Genomic DNA, 18,805 nt, shown 5'->3' on the forward strand with positions numbered 1-18,805 from the left:
AAAGTAGCGCCATGCCCCTCAATCTCGACGTTCCGTCGCCCCTGCAGTACTTTGCCAGCCTGGTGCAGAGCGACGACCATTTCCCGCTGCTGGAGGCGGCGGTCAGCGTGGCCCAGGACGAGTACCCGGATCTTGACGTCGAGCAGGTGCTGGGCGATGTGGACCAATTACTGGCGCGCCTGAAACGCCGGTTGCCGGCGGACGCTTCGGCCCTGCAGCGCCTGCGGGCACTGAACCAGTTTTTCTTCCGCGACCTGAATTTCGGCGGCAACATCAATGACTACTATGACCCCGACAACAGCTACCTGAACGCGGTTCTGAAAACCCGGCGCGGCATTCCAATCACACTGGCTGTGCTCTGGCTGGAGCTGGCGGGCGGTGTGGGGCTCAATGCGCGCGGCATTGCATTTCCGGGCCACTTCATGGTCAAGGTCAACTTGCCCAAGGGCCAGGTGGTGATCGACCCTTTCACCGGCCAGTCGCTGAGCCGGGAAGAGCTGGCCGAGCGGCTGGAGCCGTTTCGCCAGCGCAGCGGCCTGGTTGACGAGTTCGAGGTGCCGGTTGGCCTGTACCTGCAGTCGGTGCCGGCCCGCGACATCATCAGCCGCATGCTGCGCAACCTCAAGGAAATCCACAAGACCCAGCAGGACTGGCTGCGGCTGATTGCGGTGCAGGACCGGCTCATCGTGCTTCACCCCGAGGCCTGGGACGAGTACCGCGACCGCGGGCTGGCTTTCGCCGAGCAAGGCGAAGCGGGCCGTGCCGTGCCGGATCTGGAGACTTACCTCGACCATGCGGAAGACGCTCTGGACCTTGATGCCATTGCTGATCGTCTGGCTCGCTTAAAGCGCCAGAAAAGCTAAGCCTTTCCGGAGGTAGTGACCACACGCCTGAGTGGGGGCTATTTTCAAGCAGGGGCCGCGGATCTGGCTTCGCCAGTCCGCAGGCGCAGCGCCCCCTCGGGGGGCAGAGAGCTACACGCAGTGAGCGAACGTGGGGGCTCTAATTTCTTTTCAGAAATTGGGGAATTTGCGGGCCGTCGGCCGTACGCGTCGGTCGCGCGAGGGTCGGCGTGACAGGTGCCCGGGCGACAGGGTTCGAGCGGCTGGCGCTCAGGGTGGACATGCGCCCGCCCTGCACCATGGACTCCTGGGCCGGCATCAGGCTGTTGGGCAGGGAGCCCAGCCGCTTGGACACCACGGCATTGGGCGCGGTCATTGGCGAGGTCGCATTTCTGGGGGCCAGGGTACGCGCAGGCGGGCGCACGGTGGTGGTGCCGTCATTGGCCGCCTGCGGCGGGTAGAGCTGGGGCCTGAGCCATTGCAGGATGGGCGCCCATTGCGTCAAGTCGGCCGCTGCCAGCTGGGGCTGCAGGTCAAAAATCGTCAGGCCGCGCTCCAGGCTGCGTACGTACAGCTGCGTTTCGCGCAGGGCGCCCAGGAAAGGCACACCCAGCGACTCCGACCACTCCTCGAGTGTCTGCGCGGCATTGGTCCGCCCGTCAATGCGCATGCCCACGACTGCCAGCCGGCAGCGGCCGCTGGCCACGCGCGGCATGGCCATCAGTTCGGCATGGCAGGCCGCGGCTGATTCGCGGTCGAACATCGAGTTGCACACCGGCATCACGATGGCGTCGGCAAACATGACGACGCGCGCCAGCTCGAATCCGTGCATCCCGCCCGGCGTGTCGAGCACCACATGGGTGATGCCGGTGGGTACGCGCAACATGTTTTTCTGGTCCACCGCCCAGGGGGCGATGGCGGGCAGGGAAGCCTCGCGCCGCTTCAGCCAGGCGCGCGCCGATTGCTGGCGGTCCACGTCGCCCAACATGACCGAGCTGCCGTTACGCGCGCACCAAGCCGCGATATGGGCGGCCAGCGTGCTTTTTCCACTGCCCCCCTTGCGGTTGACGACTGCGATGACCGGCATGTTGGCTCCAATGGGGACGAATGGGAATGGAACAGTTTGATACAAACAGGTTTGAAAGTCCAGTACGCCTAATGGGTACGTGCGCCGGCAGCTAGTGTTTCTGTAGCAAAAAGGCCTATTCGGAGGCCGCGGCTTCATCGCGGACCCGAGCCCCGCGCCAGAACCCCAGTAGCGCGAGCGCCGCCAAGCTGAAGACCGCGCCCGCGACAAAAGTCACCGGGGCGCCCAGCTGGTCCCACAACACCCCGGCCACGGTGCTGGCCAGCAGCATGGCCAGGCCGCTCATCAGGTTGAAAAAACCGAAGGCGGTACCGCGCAGGTCGGCCGGTGCGGCGTCGGCCACCATGGTTGCCAGCAGGCCTTGGGTCATCGCCATGTGCAGGCCCCATAGCGCAATGCCGGCCCAGACAAAGGTCCAGTGGTTGCCCGAGGCCAGCACCACATCGGCGGCAATCAGTACCAGCAGTCCCCCCGCCAGCAGCGTGGTGCGGCTCATCTGGTCCGACAGTTTGCCGAAGGGGTAGGCGCCCAGGGCGTAAACGATGTTCATGCCGATGAGCACCAGCGGTGTCCATGCGACGGGGAGTCCGCCCTGCAATGCGCGCAGCACCAGAAAGGCTTCGCTGAAACGCGCGAGGGTGAAGACGGCGCCAATCACGACCACGCGCCAGTACGGGGCCCCCAGCCGCCGCAACTCGTTCCGGCTGATCGGGTTGCGACGTGGCGCCGCGGCCTTGTCCGGTGCCGGTGCGGCTTCCTGCACGCCAAACAGCAGCAAGGCCACCGCCATGAAACCCGGAACCATGGCGACCCAGAAAATCGCCCGGAAGTTGTTGGCCCAGAGCAGCATCAGGCCCATGGCGAGCAGCGGCCCGACAAAGGCGCCCACGGTGTCGAGCGACTGGCGCAGCCCGAAGGCCGCGCCGCGCATGCCAGGCGGGGCCAGATCGGCCACCAGTGCGTCACGCGGCGCGCCGCGTATGCCTTTTCCGGTACGGTCGATCAGGCGGGCGGCCAGCACCATGCCGGTGGTGGTGGCCAGCGCAAACAGGGGTTTGGAGGCTGCGCCCAGGCCGTAACCCAGCACCGCCAGCGGTTTGCGCCGGCCCCAGTAGTCGCTGAGCACGCCCGAAAAGACCTTGACGATCAGGGCCGTGGCCTCGGCAAAACCTTCAATCAGGCCGACGGCCCACATGCTGGTGCCCAGCACCGTCACCATGAAGACAGGCAGCAGGCTGTGGATCATCTCGGAGGAGATGTCCATCAGCAGGCTGACAAAACCCAGTGCCCAGATGGCGGTCGGAAGTCGCCGTGGCGGGACGGGGGGTGTGGCAGGCATGGCGGGGTGATCCGTGTGATCTGTGGCGCCTGCCCGGTGCGTGCCGCCCTAGCTGACAGTGACCGCGGCGCCGTCGCCTTTGGGCGCAATCACGCCGATCTCATACACCTGTTCGCCGGCGTCCCGCAGCGTTTTCGCCGTGGCCTGGGCGTGGGCGGCATCCACCACCACCACCATGCCGATGCCGTTGTTGAAGGTGCGGTTCATCTCGAAGTCGGAGATGGCGGCGGTTTTTTGCAGCCAGGCAAACAGCTCGGTTTGCGGCCAGCTGCCCTTTTTGAGATGGGCAGCCGTGCCTTCTGGAAGCACGCGCGGGATGTTTTCCAGCAGGCCGCCGCCGGTGATGTGGGCCAACGCCTTGATGGGGTGGACGGCCAGCGCGGCCAGCACGTTTTTCACGTACAGGCGGGTCGGCTCCATCAGGGCCTGCCTGAACGGTTTACCGTCCAGTGTGGCCGGCGTTGCCTCTCCGGCGCGTTCAATGCATTTGCGCACCAGGCTGAAACCGTTGGAATGCACGCCGCTGCTGGCCAGGCCCAGCACCACGTCGCCGGGTTTCACGTCCTTGCCGGTCAGGATTTTCGATTTTTCGACGGCGCCGACGGCAAAACCGGCCAGGTCGTATTCGCCCTCGGGGTACATGCCGGGCATTTCAGCGGTTTCACCGCCAATCAGCGCGCAGCCGCTGAGCTCGCAGCCTTTGGCAATGCCGCCGACCACGGCAGCAGCGGTGTCCACGTCCAGCTTGCCGCAGGCAAAGTAGTCGAGGAAGAACAGCGGTTCGGCGCCCTGCACCAGCACGTCGTTGACGCTCATGGCCACGAGATCGATGCCCACGGTGTCGTGCATGGCCCATTCAAAAGCCAGGCGCAGCTTGGTGCCCACGCCGTCGGTGCCGCTGACCAGCACCGGCTCCTTGTAGCGCTTGGGTACCTCGAACAGTGCGCCGAAGCCGCCGATGCCCGCCAGAACCCCTTCGCGCATGGTTTTTTTGGCCAGGGGCTTGATGCGTTCGACCAAGGCGTCGCCTGCGTCGATGTCAACGCCGGCGTCTTTGTAGCTCAGGGGGGAAGAAGAGGAGGTGGTCATGCTGCTTGGGTAGAAGGGGCTTGGTGCGGACGGCTGCGCAGTACTTAGTGACGAATGCGCAAGCCCGATAGAATCCAAGCCAAGATTCTAAGGGTTCACCCCTGTCAGGGCTGCATGCAATTCACTTCCACCCAAAAACGCACCGCCGCCTGGTGCCTGATCGCCGCCCTGGTGGTGCTGGCGCTATGGCTGCTCGGTCCGGTGCTGACGCCCTTTGTGGTGGCATCGGTGCTGGCCTATGTGCTGACGCCTGTGGTGAACAGGCTCGATACCCGGGGCCGCGGCCGGATGCCGCGCGTGCTGGCCGTCCTGATCGTGGAGACGCTATTCATCCTGATCCTGCTGTCTGTCCTGCTGCTGGTGGTGCCCATTTTTGCCAAGGAGCTGCCCCTGCTGCGGGAGCAACTGCCGGTGCTGGCCGCCCGCATCAACAACGCCCTGGGCCCCTGGCTGGCGCAGTTCGGCATCACCGTGGCGCTGGACGTCGAAAGCATCAAGGCTTTTGTCGTCAAGTACCTCAGCGCCAATTTTGAGGACGCCTTCGGGTCTGTCCTGTCTTCCCTGAAGCTGGGCGGCAGCGTGGCCCTGGCCATCGTCGGCAACGGGGTGCTGATTCCCGTGGCCCTGTTTTTCCTGCTCAAGGACTGGGACCGCTTTGTGGCGCTGCTGCTGGAACTGGTGCCCCCGAAACTGCGGGGCGCGTTTGACAGCTTCATGGCGGAGGCCGACTCGGTGCTGGGCCAGTACCTGCGCGGCCAGCTCCTGGTCATGGGTGTGCTGGCGATTTATTTCAGTGTGGCGCTGGCGGTGTTCGGCTTTGACCTGGCGGTGCCCGTGGGTGTGTTCACCGGGCTGGCCTTTTTCATCCCCTACCTGGGTTTTGGCCTGGGCATGCTGCTCGCGTTTCTCGCCGGCATTCTGCAGTTCGGCAGCCTGTACGGGGTGCTTGTGGTGGTTGGTGTGTATGGCGCGGGGCAACTGGTGGAAAGTTTTTACCTGACTCCGAGGCTGGTCGGCGAGCGCATTGGCCTGCATCCGCTGGCCGTTATTTTTGCCCTGCTGGCTTTCGGGCAGGTGTTCGGTTTTCTCGGCGTGCTGATTGCCCTGCCCTCCAGTGCGGTGCTGCTGGTGGCGATTCGCCGCATGCGGGCTAGTTACATGTTGAGCAGGTTGTACCAGGGTTGAGCATGAAAATGGCAGGCATGAAGCAGATTGCATTGGACATCGGACTGGCATCGCCGCCGTCGTTCACCAATTTTTTTGCCGGACCCAACGAGGCGGCGCTCAGGCACCTGGAGCTGTGGGCCGGCAACAGCCTGCGCTCGCCGGTGCCGACTTACCTGTGGGGAGAGCCTGGCAGCGGGAAAACCCATCTTCTCAAGGCCGTCAGCGAAACGCTGCGCGAGCAGGGCGCCTCGGTGGGCTGGCTGGACGCCACCATGCTGGAGCCGCCTGAATTCAGTGAAAAGTGGGCGGCGGTGATCATGGACGACTGCCACCTGTACACCGCCGTGCAGCAGCAGGCGGCCTTCAACTGGTTCGTCAATGCCCTGAACGCGCCCGACGGCCATCCGCGCTGGGTGCTGGCTGCTGGCAATGCGCCGCCCGCCGACCTTTCACTGCGCGAAGACCTGCGCACCCGCCTGGGGTGGGGCCACGTGTTCGCGCTGCAGGCCCTGACCGAACATGAGCGCCGCGCCGTGCTGCGCCAGGAAGCGGATGCGCGCGGCGTCTTCCTCAGTGACGAGGCCATGGATTTCATCCTGAGCCGCTTCTCGCGCGACCTCGGCAACCTGATGCAGCTGCTCGACCAGCTCGACGCCTACGCGCTGCAAACCCAGCGTGCGATCACCATCCCGCTGATCAAATCCATGCTGGAGACCCTGTGACATCGACCCTGGGGGCTGCAAAACAGCACATTGCACTGTTTGACTTGGACCACACGCTGATTCCCATCGATTCCGACTACGAATGGGGCGAGTTCACGATTGCGCTGGGCTGGTGCGACGGCCACGAGTTCAAGCGCCGCAATGCGGAGTTTTTTGCCCACTACCAGGCCGGAACCCTCGACATCCACGACTATGTGCGTTTTGCCACGCAGGCCATCCGGGAGCAGGGCGCTACCAATTCAGTAGCTGCTCACGCCCGTTTCATGCGGGAAATCGTGCAAAAAGGCATCAAGGATTCGGCCCTGGCGCTGGTTCGCCGGCACCAGGCGGCAGGCGACGAGACGGTGATCGTCACCGCCACCAACGAATTCGTGACGCGCCCCATCGCCGAGGCCTTCGGGGTCGCCGAGCTGATTGCGGTGGAACTCGAGCGCGACGCCGGCGGCTGGCCAACCGGCGAAATCCGCGGCACACCCTCCTTCCGGGAAGGCAAGGTAGCGCGTGTCCAGCAGTGGCTGGCAGACCGGGGCCTGGACTGGGACACGGTGGAGAGCACTTTTTACAGCGATTCCATGAACGACCTGCCTTTGCTGGAAAAAGTCACGCACCCGGTGGCCACCAACCCCGACGACCGCCTGCGGGCGGTCGCCACCGAACGCGGATGGCGCATACTTGAGCTGTTCTAACTGCCGGACGCCGTGCCCCTTGCTTTGCAAGCGCGGCCAGCCCGGCAAAATCTCCTGATTCAATGATCAAAAAATTTATCGACAAGCTGTTTGGCAAGTCTGCCAGCCCCGACAGCGGTGCCAAGCGCTCCAAAAAATCAGTTTTCGGCGAGCGCCGCGAAGTCGGCCCCCAGGACCATGCGATCAACCCCAAGCTGGTCGATGACCGCGCGATGGATGTGGTGCACACCCTCAAGCAGGCCGGCTACGAGGCCTACATCGTTGGCGGTGCGGTGCGCGACCTGCTGGTGGGGCTGCGCCCGAAAGACTTCGACGTCGCCACCGATGCCACGCCCGAACAGGTCAAGGGGCTGTTCCGCCGCGCTTTTATCATCGGCCGGCGCTTTCGCATTGTCCATGTGATTTACGGCCGCGGCCGCGAGCACGAAGTCATCGAGGTGTCGACCTTCCGCGCGCACCTGGACAGCAGCCTGGCCGAGCAGGTGGGCGGCAACGAGCGCACCAGCAAAAGCGAGCTGGCCGGCATGAAACACGCGGTGGATGCGTCGGGCCGCGTGCTGCGCGACAACGTCTGGGGCCCGATGGAAGAAGACGCCGCCCGGCGCGACTTCACCATCAACGCCATGTATTACGACCCGGAAACGCAGATCGTGGTGGACTACCACCACGGCATCCGGGACGCGAAAAAGAAAATCATCCGCATGATCGGCGACCCGGCCACGCGTTACCGCGAAGACCCGGTGCGCATCATCCGCGCCGTGCGTTTTGCCGCCAAGCTGAGCGCGCTGGGCTTCAAGTTTGAAGACAAGACCGTCGCGCCGCTGAAGGCCATGAAAGGCTTGCTGGCTGACGTGCCGCAGTCGCGCCTGTTCGACGAAATGCTCAAGCTGCTGCAGACCGGCCACTCGCTGGCTAGCATCGAGCAGCTCAAGTTCCTGGGCCTGAACACCGGCATCTACCCTTTGCTCGACGTGGTGGTGGACACCTCGGAAGAGCCTTTCCTGCAACTGGCCCTGCTGGACACCGACCGCCGCGTCGGCGAAGGCAAGCCGGTCGCCCCGAGCTTTTTGCTGTCGTGTGTGCTTTGGGCCGATGTGCGCGAAGGCTGGGCCCGGCGCCTCAAACGCGGCGAGCACACCATGCCCGCGCTGCAGGATGCGATCGACGATGCCTTCAACGCCAAGATCGGCGATGTATCTGGCCGTGGCAAACTGGGCACCGACATGCGCGAAATCTGGACCATGCAGCCGCGTTTTGAGAAACGCACCGGCAGCTCGCCTTATTCGCTGTTGGAGCAACCGCGTTTTCGCGCCGGCTTTGACTTCCTGCGCCTGCGTGCGCAGACCGGCGAAATCGAGCCAGAGCTGTCCGAGTGGTGGGAGAAATTCAGCACGGCCTACGACGACGAGCGCCACGAGATGATCGAGCAGGCCAGGCTGGAGCAATCACAAAAACCCCAGGCGCCGCGCACCCGCGTGAAGCGCGCCGATGCAGACGTCCCGCGCAGTGGCGACGCTGTCCATGCGCCGGCCTCTTCTGCAGAATCCGGCGAGTTCGGTGAACCGGCGCCCGCCAAAAAGCGCCGCCGCCGCCGCAAGCCGGCGAACCGCGAAGGGGGCGCGCTTCCCGCCAGCCCGCCTTCTGACGCCCCCGGCGACTTCTGAGTCATGCCGGTGGGCGAACACAGTGATCGCTCGGCGCGGGTCACCGCCTATGTGGCCCTGGGTGCCAACCTCGGCGATGCCGCATCGGCCGTCCTCCAGGCAATGCAGGCCCTGGACCGCCTGCCGCTGACACGTGTCACCCGGCGCTCCAGCCTCTACAAAACCGCGCCCATGACCACCGGTGGCGAAAGTGCCGCCCGGTCAACAGGCCCCGATTACATCAATGCTGTGGTGGCGTTGGAGACGGGGCTGACCGCGCCCATCCTGTTGCGGCAGTTGCAGCAGCTTGAGCAGGCCGCCGGCCGCGAGCGCCCCTACCGCGATGCCCCGCGCACGCTGGACCTCGACCTGCTGCTTTACGGTAGCGCCTGCATCGAATCACAGGAGTTGACGGTTCCGCACCCGCGCATGGCGCAGCGGGCTTTTGTGCTGGTGCCGCTGGCGGAAATTGCGCCGGGGCTGGTGCCGCAGGTGCGGCTCGATGCGGTGGCCGATCAGGCCATTGAGCGGCTGGAAGCCGGCTCGCCTTGATCTGTGTTCAGGGCGCCAGGCGCTCGCGTAACCAGCCGCCGCCGTCCTGCAGCGTGTAACGCAGCCGGTCGTGCAGCCGGCTTGGGCGGCCTTGCCAGAACTGCCAGTTGTCCGGCTTGAGCCGGTAGCCGCCCCAGTGCGGCGGACGCGGTGGCTGCAGCAAGAACTTCGCGCCATATTTGGCGGCATTGGCCACCAGCACGCTGCGGTTGGGAATGACCTGGCTCTGCGGGCTGGCCCACGCGCCTATGCGTGAATCGAGCGGGCGGCTCTTGAAATAGTCGTCGCTTTCCTGCGCTGAAACTTTTTCCACCACACCTTCAATACGCACTACGCGTTCCAGTTCCACCCAGTGAAACTGCAGGGCGGCAAAGGGGTTGGCGGCCAGCTCCTCGCCCTTGCGGCTGTCGTAGTTGGTGTACCAGACAATGCCGCGCTCGTCATAACCCTTGATCAGCACAATGCGGGTCGAAGGGCGTCCGTTGCCGGCCACCGTGGCCAGGGTCATGGCATTGGGTTCGGGCAGCTCGGCGGTGATGGCTTCCTTGAGCCACTGGTCGAATTGCTGGAGCGGGTCGGCGTGCGAGGCTTCTTCGTTGAGTTCAGCGCGTTCGTAGCTTTTGCGCAGGCTGGCGATGGAGTTGGAGGAGCTCATCTTTGCGATTGTGCACGGTCTGGTGCAGCCCTAAGGTCTATGAAGGCCGCGGACTTGAAAGCGAATTATTATTCGGCTATATTTGCATTTCGATGAAACCCAAAGACGACGAAAAGCAGCGTGCGATTGCCGAGGCCACTTTCAACCTGGTGGCCCAGACCGGCCTGAGCGGCCTGACCATGGCCGACATCGCCCGCACGGCTGGCATTGCGACCAGCACGCTGTACGTCTATTACCCGTCCAAGGACGAACTCATCAGCCAGCTCTACCAGGACGCCAAAACCGCGACCATGCAGCGCCTGATGGAGGGGGTGCAGGTTGGCGCCCCATTGCGCAGCCGGGTGCGCCGCATCTGGGGCAACCTGCTGCGGCACCGGCTGGAGCGTTATGCCGAGGTGGTGTTCCAGGAGCAGTATTACAACTCGCCCTGGGTCACACAGGGCAATCGCGAACTGTCCACCCGGCTGGCGGCCGGTTTCCTGGCGCTCATGGAAGAGGGCCAGCAGCAGGAGATTTTCAAGCCGGTGCCATTGCCCCTGCTGACGGCCAGCGTGGTGGGTTCGGTGCGCGAAACCGCCAACCTCATCCGTACCGGGGTGCTGGCTGACGACGAGGCTGTTCAGCTGGCTGCCTTCTCGCTGTGCTGGGACGCCATCAAGGCGTGACCCCATGGACGCCAAGCTAATGCTCACCTAATTTAAGCGAATAAAAATTCGTCAACTTTTGTTCCCGTTACCCTTATTCCCACAAGGAGATCCACGATGCCCACCCTGAACATCAACGGCAAAAACGTCCCTGTTGACGCCGCAGAATCCACCCCCATCCTCTGGGCCCTGCGTGACACGCTGGGCATGACAGGCACCAAGTTCGGCTGCGGCGCCGCCCTGTGCGGCGCCTGTACGGTGCATCTCAACGGCGCACCCATCCGCTCCTGCGTGACGCCCGTGTCGGCAGCTGTGGGCCAGAAAATCACCACCATCGAAGCCGTAGGCGCAGACCGCGTTGGCAAGGCGGTGCAGGCCGCCTGGGTCAAGCACGACGTGGCGCAGTGCGGCTACTGCCAGAGCGGGCAGGTGATGAGTGCAACCGCGCTGCTCAAGACCAACCCCAAACCGACCGACGCAGACATCGACGCGGCCATGGCCGGCAACATCTGCCGCTGCGGCACTTACGTGCGCATCCGCGCTGCTATCAAAGACGCCTCTGTGGCCCTGGCTTGAAGGAGAACACCATGTACAGCACCACTTCCTCCGATATCTTCCATCAGTTGCCAAAAGGCCTGCAAGCCCTTTCTCAGCAAGCGCAAGGTGCTCCTGAAAACGGAGCAACCTCAGGTCTGCAGCGGCGCAGCTTCCTCAAGGTCGCCACGGCCGGTGGTTTTGCGCTCGGCGCTTTTCCGCTGCTGGCGCAGGCGCAGGGCGCAGCGCCTGCGGCGGCCGCTTCCGGCCTGAAGCCAACCCAGCAGCCTTCCGCTTTTGTCCGCATCGACAAGGACGGCACGGTCACTGTCACCATCAACCGCCTCGACTTCGGCCAGGGTGTGCAGACCGGTTTGCCCATGATCCTGGCCGAGGAACTCGACGCCGACTGGCGCCTGGTGAAGAGCCAGCATGGCAATGCAGATCCGGCCTATGTGGACCCGGCCTTCGGCATGCACCTCACCGGTGGCTCCGGCGCGATCAAGAATTCGTACACACAGTACCGCGAACTCGGTGCCCGCACGCGCGCCATGCTGGTGTCTGCAGCCGCTGCGCAGTGGGGCGTGGACGCAGGCAGCCTGCGCACCCAGCAGGGCGTGGTGATCGGCCCCGGCGGCAAGCGCCTGACCTACGGCGAGCTGGCCGAAGCCGCCATGAAGCAGCCGGTGCCGGAGCAGGTCACGCTCAAGGACCCGAAGCAGTTCCGCATCATCGGCAAGCCCACGGGCCGGCTCGATGCGCGTGCCAAATCCACTGGCAATCAGAGCTACGGCATCGATGTGCGTCTGCCCGGCATGCTGACGGCGGTAGTGGCGCATCCGCCTGTTTTTGCGGGCAAGGTCAAATCGCTCGACGATGGTGCGGCCCGCGCCATCCCCGGAGTCAAGGCGGTGCTGCGCGTACCGCTGGACCGTGGCGGCGAAGGTGTGGCAGTGCTGGCTGAGGGCTACTGGGCGGCGAAGCAGGGCCGTGATGCGCTCAAGGTCGAGTGGGACACCAGCGCGGTCGAGAAGGTGGACAGCGCCAAACAGCTGGCCAGTTACCGTGCGCTGGCGCAGACCACCGGTGCGATCAAGTACAACGCCGATGTCGGCAAGCTGGCGGCGGCGCCGAAAAAGATCGGCGCCGAGTTTGTGTTCCCCTACCTGGCCCACGCACCCATGGAGCCGCTCAATTGCACGGTGCAGTTCAGCGGGCAGGGCGCCGACACGCGCGCCGAGCTCTGGCTGGGCACGCAGATGCCCGGGCTGGACACCATGGCAGCGTCCAAGGTGCTGGGCGTGGCGCCGCAGAACGTGAAGATGAATGTGCAGATGGCGGGCGGCGGTTTCGGCCGGCGCGCCATTCCGAGCAGCGACTATGTGGTGGGGGCCTGCGGCGTTGCAAAAGCCGCGCGCGCTGCCGGGCTGAACGCCGCGGTGCGCACACTTTGGAGCCGCGAAGACGACATCAAGGGCGGCTACTACCGGCCCATGCATGTGCACCGCGCCGAGATTGGCCTTGATGCGCAGGGCAACATCCTGGCCTGGGATCATGTGATCGTCGGCCAGTCCATCGTAGGTGGCTCGCCCTTTGAGGCCTTCATGGTCAAGGACGGTGTGGACAACACCATGGTCGAGGGCATGAAGGAGCCTTACGACATTCCGATGCGGCTGTCGGTCCATCACCCGAAGGTCAACGTGCCGGTGCTCTGGTGGCGCAGTGTCGGCTCCACCCACACCGCTTATGTGATGGAAACGCTGATCGATGAGATTGCGCGTGGCAGCGGCCAGGACCCGGTGGCTTACCGCATGAAGCAGTTCGGAACCAAACACCCGCGCCATAGCACGGCGCTGCAACTCGCGGTGGACAAATCCGGTTACGGCAAGCGCACATTGGCGGCCGGGCGCGCATGGGGCGTGGCGGTGCACGAGTCCTTCAACACCGTGGTGGCTTACGTGGTCGAAGCCTCGGTCAAGGACAAGACGCCGGTGCTGCATGCGGTCACGGCAGGCGTGCATTGCAACCTGGCGATCAACCCGACCAGCATCGAGGCGCAAATCCAGGGCGCGGCGCTGATGGGCCTGTCCATGTGCCTGCCGGGTGCGGCCATCACGCTGAAGGACGGCGTGGTCGAGCAAAGCAATTTCGGTGACTTCGCCGTGCCGCGCATCACCGACATGCCGACGGTCGCCGTGTTTGTGGTGCCCAGCGCCGATGCACCCACCGGCATGGGCGAGCCCGGTCTGCCGCCGCTGGCGCCGGCCTTTGCAAACGCAGTGGCGCGGCTAACGGGGCAGGCACCGCGCGAACTGCCCTTCAAGCTGGCCTGATGAGCACTGCCCGGCCCAAGGCCGGTTTGCCCACGGTGCTGGTGCTGGCCTCGGGCCGCGGTGAACGTTTCACCGCGTCCGGCGGTGGCACGCACAAGCTGCAAGCCTTGCTGGCCGGCAAGCCGGTGCTGCAACACACGCTGGCCGCCGTGGCAGCCAGCGGCCTGCCCTGGCACCTCGAAGACGCTGGCCATCCCGGTATGGGCGACTCGATTGCTGCTGCAGTGCGTGCCACGCCCGACGCTGCGGGCTGGCTGGTGCTGCCGGGCGATCTGCCGCTGGTACGCAGCGATACGCTGCAGGCCGTGGCCCAGGCGTTGGCGAAACACACGGTGGTGATCCCGCTGTACCAAGGCGCGCGTGGCCACCCCGTCGGTTTTTCGGCTTCCTGCCGCGAAGATTTGCTGGGCTTGAAGGGAAATCAGGGCGCAGCCCTTATTGTTCGGGCGCAAGAAGCTATCAATTCAGTAGCATTCCTGACATTGGACGATATCGGCATCGTGACCGATATCGATACCGTGGAAGACCTGGCGCGCGCCGAAGCATTGCTAGCCGCGCGTTGAAGGTATCCAGTTCAAGCAGGGGCCGCGGATCTGGCTTTGCCAGTCCGCAGGCGCAGCGCCCCTTGGGGGGGGCAGCGCAGTACACGCAGTGACAAGCGTGGGGGCTCTATTTGATCACTGCACAGGCCAGCCGCGGGCCGGCATTGCCGGTCGGCTGGGTTTTGTAGTCGTCCGGATCGCGGTGAACAATCAGGCCTTTGCCGACGACGTCGGTATTGCCGCTGCCTACCGTGATCGTGCTGGAATCAAAGCTGAACTTGGCCACGCCGCCGGCGTCTGCCTTCAGGCTGGGCAAATCACCGGTGTGGTGCATGCCCATGCCATGGCTGCCGTGTTGTGCGCTGGTGGGGTTGAAATGCCCGCCGGCGCTCATGCCATCACCGCTGGAACAGTCGCCTTTTTCATGCACATGAAAGCCATGTTCTGCGCCTGGCTTGAGGCCGCGTACCTCGCCGCTGACCTGCACCTTGCCGCCGGCCTGGACAAAGCTGACTGTGCCGCTGGTGGTGTTTCCTGTGGTGGGCTGCAGCTGGGCAGTGGCGCGCGGGCCGCCGGCTTGGTGGGCACAAGCGCCCAGCAGGGCCGCAGCCGCCAACAGGGTCAAGGCTGTTCTCATTGGAGTCTCCCAGGAATGGTTAAAGTTGAAAAGGGGAGTTCGACTCTAGGCTTGTGGCTCAGGCTTGGCAATAGTCCGTTGGGTCAAGGCCTTTTTGATCGCACTGTTCGCATTTGCACCATTGGCGTGAACAGGCCCCAACTGAAGCAAGCGCGCCAGCGCCGCATCCGAAATGCCGTGGCTGCGCAGGCTCTCCAGGGTCTGGTGCGCGTAGTCGTGTGTCGTGCCGTAACGTCCGCACGAGTCTGCAAAAATTTGCCGGTAGCGTGCCTCGCTCAGTTCGCCGGTGAAGTTGGGGCTGCGCCGGGAAAGGGTGAAGGCCAGCGCCTGCACCGCGCCGCTGTCGGTGTTGCAGCGCAGCAGGCGTGGGTCATAGACGCCGGTGACCATCTCGCGCAGCCAGAGCCGGGCCACCACGTCCGGTACATCGTGCCGCGGCACGCGGTAGACCACACCGTGGCAACTGCCGCCCGACAGCAGCGCAAACACCAGCCCGGGACACTCGGGTGTGCCGCGGTTGATGCGGCTCCACATTTTCAGCGCGCGGTGCCAGCCGTGCACACGGGCACGCCGCAGTTCGGCAAAGTCAAATTCGGGCCGCCAGATCAGCGAGGCGTAGCCGAAAATCCAGAGGTCTTCCCGGCCACCCCACTGGTGCAGAAAACGCTCCAGCATGGGGGCCGGATCCCGTACGGGATGAAGGTCGTTGAGCGGGCTGTTGTCCACGGCCACACTTTACAATGACCCGCCCGAACCGGCGATCCTGCCGGTTATTTTTCAGGGCTTGCACCGGGCGCCGCAGCCCGCTGTTTTCACGGAGTTTTTGTCAATGGCTTCTCAATCGGATGACGAACAGCTGGGCCTTGTCCTTGGCCTGGTTTTTGCCGTCGTGGCCGGGGTGATCGCACTGGCAATCGCTGCCGCACTGCTGCGCGCCGGCTCCGGGCGGGCAGCCCCTGCCGCAGATGTGGCCGCGTTGCCTGTCACGGCCGTAACCGCCCCGATGGCGCCGGCCAGTGCTGCCGTGCCCAGCCCGGCGCAATCGGCTTTGGCGGCCTCCGATGCGGCCAGCATCACGGTGGAGTACGGCGTGGTGAAGTTTTATTTTGCGTCCGGAAAAGCAGAGCTGGCCCCCGGCGCCGGTGATGCAATGATTGATGTGGTCAGGGCCGCCAGGAACGGACAGAAGGTGCTGATTGCAGGTTTCCACGATTCCAGAGGCAATGCAGCAGCCAACGCCGAGCTGGCCCGCAAGCGTGCGCTTGCGGTGTATGACGTGCTGAAGGAGGCCGGTGTTCCCGAGAACCGGATCACCCTGCAAAAACCGGAACAGATGGCCGGGTCCGGCAGCGACGCCGAGGCCCGCCGGGTCGAGATCACGCTGCAATAAAGCGGGTGCGCCGGTGTGCGCAGCCGGCAGTGTTTTGTCCCTGCACGGTAACCGGGCTGTAACCTCTCGCCCTTTGCAAAAGGGTCGGTAACCAAGTACGATGGACGATGTAATAAAGTTACCGACACCCATCATCCGCCATTTTTTGGCCACCATCCACCCATGACTCTTCATCCCACCATTGCCGGCGTGACCGCGCGCATTCGCGAACGCAGCCGTCCCACACGCGAGGCCTATCTCCAGCGTCTTGACGGGGCCGCCACCCGGGCCGCCAGCGTCGAGCGCATGGGCTGCGGCAACGTTGCCCATGCATTTGCCGGCATGCCGCTCGACGACCGCTTCAAGGTTGTCACTGAACGCGCGCCCAACATCGGCATCGTCACTGCCTACAACGACATGCTGTCGGCGCACACGCCGCTGCAGCCTTACCCCGACCTGATCAAGTGGGAAGCGCGCCTGCATGGCGCCACCGCCCAGGTGGCCGGCGGCGTGCCCGCCATGTGCGACGGCGTCACGCAGGGCACACCCGGCATGGAACTGAGCCTGTTCAGCCGCGACGTGATTGCCATGGCGACGGCGGTGTCCCTGAGCCACGACATGTTCGATGCGGCGCTGATGCTGGGCGTGTGCGACAAGATCGTGCCGGGCCTGCTGATCGGTGCGCTGCATTTTGGCCACCTGCCCACGGTGTTTGTGCCGGGCGGCCCCATGCCGTCCGGTTTGCCCAACAAGGAAAAAGCCCGCGTGCGCGAGCAGGCCGCGCAAGGCCTGGTCGGGCGCGCCGAGTTGCTCGACGCCGAACTCAAGTCGTACCACAGCCCCGGCACCTGCACCTTTTACGGCACGGCCAACAGCAACCAGATGCTGCTCGAAGCCATGGGCCTGCATGTGCCCGGTACCGCCTTTGTGAACCCCGGCGGCGACCTGCGCGACGAACTGACACGCGAGGCCGCACGCACCGTGCTGGGCATCCTCAAGTCGTCCAAGCGTTTTGCGCCCATAGGCCGGGTGGTCGATGAACGCGCCATTGTCAACGCCATGGTGGCGCTGCTGGCGACTGGCGGCTCCACCAACCACCTGATTCACTGGGTGGCGGTGGCGCGTTCGGCCGGCATCGTGATCGACTGGGACGATTTCTCAGCGCTCTCGGCGGTGGTGCCCCTGCTCACGCATGTTTACCCCAATGGCAGTGCCGACGTGAACCAGTTCCAGGCGGCGGGCGGCACGGGTTTTGTGATCCGCGAACTGCTCGACGGTGGCTTCATGCATGAGGACGTGCTGACGGTGCGTGCCGGCGGCATCCGCGAGTACACGCGCGAGCCGGCCATGGAAGGCGGCAAGCTCGCCTGGCACGAGATGGGGGCTTCGAAAGACGAGGCCATCGTGCGGCCCGCCAGCGCACCCTTCAGCGCGACTGGCGGGCTCAAGCTGCTGCAGGGCAACTTGGGCCGTAGCGTGATCAAGGTCTCGGCGGTGCCGGACGACCGCCATGTCATTGAAGCGCCCGCGCGCGTATTCGATTCGCAGGAGGCCCTGCATGTCGCGTTCCGCGCCGGCGAGCTGGACCGTGATGTGGTCTGTGTGGTGCGCTGGCAGGGACCGCAGGCCAACGGCATGCCAGAGTTGCACAAACTCACGCCGCCGCTGGCGGTGCTGCAAGGCAAGGGTTTCAAGGTGGCATTGGTGACCGACGGCCGCATGAGCGGCGCCTCAGGCAAGGTGCCGGCCGCCATTCACGTGTCGCCCGAAGCGGCGGCCGGTGGCCCGCTGGCGAAGGTGCGCGACGGCGATGTGGTGCTGCTCGACGCCCTTGCCGGCACACTCGAGGTCAAGGTGGCTGCCGGTGACTGGGCAGCACGGCTGCCTGCCGTCATGCCACAGGCGCTGCGCGATGCCAATGGGCTGGGTCTGGGACGTGAGCTGTTTGCCGGCATGCGCCGGCATGCTTTGACTGCTGAAGAAGGAGCACCATCGTGGATGTGAAGATCGATATCAAGCAGCCGCTGACGGCGCTGCAGGTCATGCAGGATGCTGCGGTCATTCCCGTGATTGTGCTGACCGACGTGGCGCACGCGGTGCCGCTGGCGCGTGCGCTGGTGGCCGGTGGCATCCGCATGCTGGAAGTGACCTTGCGCACGCCGCAGGCGCTGGCCTGCATTGAAGCCATCGCCCGCGATGTTCCCGAAGCCGTGGTTGGTGCCGGCACGGCGCGCAGTGCGGCCGATGTGCAGGCCTGCGCCATGGCCGGTGCACGTTTCATCGTCAGCCCCGGCTACACCCATGCAGTGGGCACTGCCTGCCGCGATGCGCATTTGCCCTTGCTGCCCGGTGTGGCGACAGGCAGCGAAATCATGGCGGCGCAGGAAGACGGGTTTACCGAGCTGAAGTTTTTTCCGGCATTGCAGGCCGGCGGGCTGGCCATGCTCAAGGCCTGGAACGGACCTTTCGGCGATGTGAAGTTCTGCCCCACCGGCGGCATCACCGCGGCCAATGCGGCGGAGTTTCTGAGCCTGCCCAATGTGGTTTGTGTCGGTGGTTCCTGGCTGGTGCCGGCTGATGCGCTGGCGAGTGGGGACTGGGGGCGGGTGACTGGGTTGGCGCGGCAGGCGTGTGAGTTGCCGCGGTAGCTGAGCTGCTTCCGATTCGAGAAGAATCCGGGGTTAGCCCAGTAAGGACGGGCGCAAGCAGCTATGGAATTAATAGCGGGTGCAACTTACCGTTCAGGCTGAGCCTGTCGAAGCCCTCTTTGCCTCCAACGTTTGTGGTTCGCCAGCAAGCCGGGGGTTGCCCGGCGGCAACTCACTTTCTTTTTGCGTCGTGTACGGACCGGACACATGGTGGACAGGTGTGCGGGGACATGGTTGACACTTTCCGGCGAATCAGCCGGGAGGTCCCTATGCCATGGAAAGCACAGAACGTCATGAGTTTGAAGCACGAATTTGT

19 protein-coding genes are annotated in these 18,805 nt (G+C 64.8%); 13 read left to right on the forward strand and 6 right to left on the reverse strand.

What is annotated here, in order from left to right:
* Positions 1 to 11: 11 nt before the first annotated feature.
* Positions 12 to 863, forward strand: coding sequence for a SirB1 family protein (locus tag WA904_RS14495; RefSeq protein WP_425197829.1), 852 nt, complete (start codon positions 12 to 14; stop codon positions 861 to 863).
* Positions 864 to 1,002: 139 nt separating this feature from the next.
* Here WA904_RS14495 and WA904_RS14500 read toward each other — a convergent pair whose 3' ends face one another.
* From WA904_RS14500 to purM, 3 genes are all read right to left on the reverse strand, one after another.
* Positions 1,003 to 1,929 carry a division plane positioning ATPase MipZ gene (locus WA904_RS14500; protein ID WP_425197830.1) on the reverse strand — a complete coding sequence of 309 codons (927 nt, stop codon included), beginning with the start codon at positions 1,927 to 1,929 and terminating at the stop codon, positions 1,003 to 1,005.
* A gap of 115 nt (positions 1,930 to 2,044) precedes the next feature.
* The gene (locus WA904_RS14505; protein WP_425197831.1) at positions 2,045 to 3,268 is read right to left on the reverse strand and encodes an MFS transporter; all 1,224 of its coding nucleotides are present in this window, start codon (positions 3,266 to 3,268) and stop codon (positions 2,045 to 2,047) included.
* 48 nt (positions 3,269 to 3,316) lie between these two features.
* Entirely contained in the window at positions 3,317 to 4,357 is a 1,041-nt protein-coding gene (gene purM, locus WA904_RS14510; RefSeq protein ID WP_425197832.1) for a phosphoribosylformylglycinamidine cyclo-ligase, read from the reverse strand.
* Positions 4,358 to 4,471: 114 nt separating this feature from the next.
* On the opposite strand from purM, the gene WA904_RS14515 reads away from it, so the two are divergent.
* The 5 genes from WA904_RS14515 (at position 4,472) to folK (ending at position 9,127) form a co-directional block, all read left to right on the forward strand.
* Positions 4,472 to 5,542 carry an AI-2E family transporter gene (locus WA904_RS14515; protein WP_425197833.1) on the forward strand — a complete coding sequence of 357 codons (1,071 nt, stop codon included), beginning with the start codon at positions 4,472 to 4,474 and terminating at the stop codon, positions 5,540 to 5,542.
* 17 nt (positions 5,543 to 5,559) lie between these two features.
* A complete protein-coding gene (gene hda, locus WA904_RS14520) occupies positions 5,560 to 6,246 on the forward strand; it encodes a DnaA regulatory inactivator Hda (protein ID WP_425197846.1) in 687 nt (228 codons plus the stop codon).
* A complete protein-coding gene (locus WA904_RS14525) occupies positions 6,243 to 6,932 on the forward strand; it encodes an HAD family hydrolase (RefSeq protein WP_425197834.1) in 690 nt (229 codons plus the stop codon). Before hda ends, WA904_RS14525 begins: the two co-directional genes overlap by 4 nt.
* 62 nt (positions 6,933 to 6,994) lie before the next feature.
* The gene (gene pcnB / locus WA904_RS14530; protein ID WP_425197835.1) at positions 6,995 to 8,596 is read left to right on the forward strand and encodes a polynucleotide adenylyltransferase PcnB; all 1,602 of its coding nucleotides are present in this window, start codon (positions 6,995 to 6,997) and stop codon (positions 8,594 to 8,596) included.
* 3 nt (positions 8,597 to 8,599) lie between these two features.
* Positions 8,600 to 9,127: a 2-amino-4-hydroxy-6-hydroxymethyldihydropteridine diphosphokinase gene (gene folK, locus WA904_RS14535; protein WP_425197836.1), complete on the forward strand. Its 528-nt coding sequence runs from the start codon at positions 8,600 to 8,602 to the stop codon at positions 9,125 to 9,127.
* A gap of 7 nt (positions 9,128 to 9,134) precedes the next feature.
* Here the strand turns inward: folK and pdxH are convergent, their stop codons facing one another.
* Positions 9,135 to 9,782 carry a pyridoxamine 5'-phosphate oxidase gene (pdxH, locus tag WA904_RS14540; protein WP_425197837.1) on the reverse strand — a complete coding sequence of 216 codons (648 nt, stop codon included), beginning with the start codon at positions 9,780 to 9,782 and terminating at the stop codon, positions 9,135 to 9,137.
* A 92-nt stretch (positions 9,783 to 9,874) separates the two neighbouring features.
* Between pdxH and WA904_RS14545 the strand changes: the two genes are divergently transcribed.
* From WA904_RS14545 to WA904_RS14560, 4 genes are all read left to right on the forward strand, one after another.
* Positions 9,875 to 10,447 (forward strand): TetR/AcrR family transcriptional regulator, encoded by a 573-nt coding sequence (locus WA904_RS14545; protein WP_425197838.1) that lies wholly within the window; start codon positions 9,875 to 9,877, stop codon positions 10,445 to 10,447.
* A gap of 96 nt (positions 10,448 to 10,543) precedes the next feature.
* Positions 10,544 to 11,002, forward strand: coding sequence for a (2Fe-2S)-binding protein (locus tag WA904_RS14550; RefSeq protein WP_425197839.1), 459 nt, complete (start codon positions 10,544 to 10,546; stop codon positions 11,000 to 11,002).
* Positions 11,003 to 11,013: 11 nt separating this feature from the next.
* A complete protein-coding gene (locus WA904_RS14555) occupies positions 11,014 to 13,293 on the forward strand; it encodes a molybdopterin cofactor-binding domain-containing protein (protein WP_425197840.1) in 2,280 nt (759 codons plus the stop codon).
* The gene (locus WA904_RS14560) at positions 13,293 to 13,856 is read left to right on the forward strand and encodes a nucleotidyltransferase family protein (RefSeq protein ID WP_425197841.1); all 564 of its coding nucleotides are present in this window, start codon (positions 13,293 to 13,295) and stop codon (positions 13,854 to 13,856) included. Before WA904_RS14555 ends, WA904_RS14560 begins: the two co-directional genes overlap by 1 nt.
* A 106-nt stretch (positions 13,857 to 13,962) precedes the next feature.
* On the opposite strand, the gene WA904_RS14565 is transcribed toward WA904_RS14560, so the two are convergent.
* Positions 13,963 to 14,472, reverse strand: coding sequence for a superoxide dismutase family protein (locus tag WA904_RS14565; RefSeq protein ID WP_425197842.1), 510 nt, complete (start codon positions 14,470 to 14,472; stop codon positions 13,963 to 13,965).
* A 45-nt stretch (positions 14,473 to 14,517) separates the two neighbouring features.
* A complete protein-coding gene (locus tag WA904_RS14570) occupies positions 14,518 to 15,147 on the reverse strand; it encodes a gamma-glutamylcyclotransferase (protein ID WP_425197847.1) in 630 nt (209 codons plus the stop codon).
* Positions 15,148 to 15,301: 154 nt separating this feature from the next.
* Between WA904_RS14570 and WA904_RS14575 the strand changes: the two genes are divergently transcribed.
* The 3 genes from WA904_RS14575 to eda all read left to right on the forward strand — a co-directional run bounded on the left by WA904_RS14575 (position 15,302) and on the right by eda (position 18,489).
* Positions 15,302 to 15,862 (forward strand): OmpA family protein, encoded by a 561-nt coding sequence (locus WA904_RS14575; RefSeq protein WP_425197843.1) that lies wholly within the window; start codon positions 15,302 to 15,304, stop codon positions 15,860 to 15,862.
* Between the two features lie 162 nt (positions 15,863 to 16,024).
* Positions 16,025 to 17,845, forward strand: coding sequence for a phosphogluconate dehydratase (gene edd, locus WA904_RS14580; protein ID WP_425197844.1), 1,821 nt, complete (start codon positions 16,025 to 16,027; stop codon positions 17,843 to 17,845).
* 38 nt (positions 17,846 to 17,883) lie between these two features.
* A complete protein-coding gene (eda, locus tag WA904_RS14585) occupies positions 17,884 to 18,489 on the forward strand; it encodes a bifunctional 4-hydroxy-2-oxoglutarate aldolase/2-dehydro-3-deoxy-phosphogluconate aldolase (RefSeq protein WP_425197848.1) in 606 nt (201 codons plus the stop codon).
* Positions 18,490 to 18,805 lie beyond the last annotated feature (316 nt).

It is taken from the genome of Polaromonas sp. (assembly GCF_049790275.1).
Lineage (GTDB): Bacteria > Pseudomonadota > Gammaproteobacteria > Burkholderiales > Burkholderiaceae_C > Polaromonas.

Bases quoted from the DNA above. Each gene is read 5' to 3' on its own strand.
- folK (WP_425197836.1), top strand. From the start codon at position 8,600: ATGCCGGTGGGCGAACACAGTGATCGCTCGGCGCGGGTCACCGCCTAT.
- pdxH (WP_425197837.1), bottom strand. From the start codon at position 9,782: ATGAGCTCCTCCAACTCCATCGCCAGCCTGCGCAAAAGCTACGAACGC.
- hda (WP_425197846.1), top strand. From the start codon at position 5,560: ATGAAGCAGATTGCATTGGACATCGGACTGGCATCGCCGCCGTCGTTC.
- eda (WP_425197848.1), top strand. From the start codon at position 17,884: ATGCAGGATGCTGCGGTCATTCCCGTGATTGTGCTGACCGACGTGGCG.
- pcnB (WP_425197835.1), top strand. From the start codon at position 6,995: ATGATCAAAAAATTTATCGACAAGCTGTTTGGCAAGTCTGCCAGCCCC.
- WA904_RS14545 (WP_425197838.1), top strand. From the start codon at position 9,875: ATGAAACCCAAAGACGACGAAAAGCAGCGTGCGATTGCCGAGGCCACT.
- WA904_RS14570 (WP_425197847.1), bottom strand. From the start codon at position 15,147: ATGCTGGAGCGTTTTCTGCACCAGTGGGGTGGCCGGGAAGACCTCTGG.
- WA904_RS14560 (WP_425197841.1), top strand. From the start codon at position 13,293: ATGAGCACTGCCCGGCCCAAGGCCGGTTTGCCCACGGTGCTGGTGCTG.
- WA904_RS14500 (WP_425197830.1), bottom strand. From the start codon at position 1,929: ATGCCGGTCATCGCAGTCGTCAACCGCAAGGGGGGCAGTGGAAAAAGC.
- WA904_RS14555 (WP_425197840.1), top strand. From the start codon at position 11,014: ATGTACAGCACCACTTCCTCCGATATCTTCCATCAGTTGCCAAAAGGC.
- purM (WP_425197832.1), bottom strand. From the start codon at position 4,357: ATGACCACCTCCTCTTCTTCCCCCCTGAGCTACAAAGACGCCGGCGTT.
- WA904_RS14515 (WP_425197833.1), top strand. From the start codon at position 4,472: ATGCAATTCACTTCCACCCAAAAACGCACCGCCGCCTGGTGCCTGATC.
- WA904_RS14550 (WP_425197839.1), top strand. From the start codon at position 10,544: ATGCCCACCCTGAACATCAACGGCAAAAACGTCCCTGTTGACGCCGCA.
- WA904_RS14495 (WP_425197829.1), top strand. From the start codon at position 12: ATGCCCCTCAATCTCGACGTTCCGTCGCCCCTGCAGTACTTTGCCAGC.
- WA904_RS14575 (WP_425197843.1), top strand. From the start codon at position 15,302: ATGGCTTCTCAATCGGATGACGAACAGCTGGGCCTTGTCCTTGGCCTG.
- edd (WP_425197844.1), top strand. From the start codon at position 16,025: ATGACTCTTCATCCCACCATTGCCGGCGTGACCGCGCGCATTCGCGAA.
- WA904_RS14565 (WP_425197842.1), bottom strand. From the start codon at position 14,472: ATGAGAACAGCCTTGACCCTGTTGGCGGCTGCGGCCCTGCTGGGCGCT.
- WA904_RS14505 (WP_425197831.1), bottom strand. From the start codon at position 3,268: ATGCCTGCCACACCCCCCGTCCCGCCACGGCGACTTCCGACCGCCATC.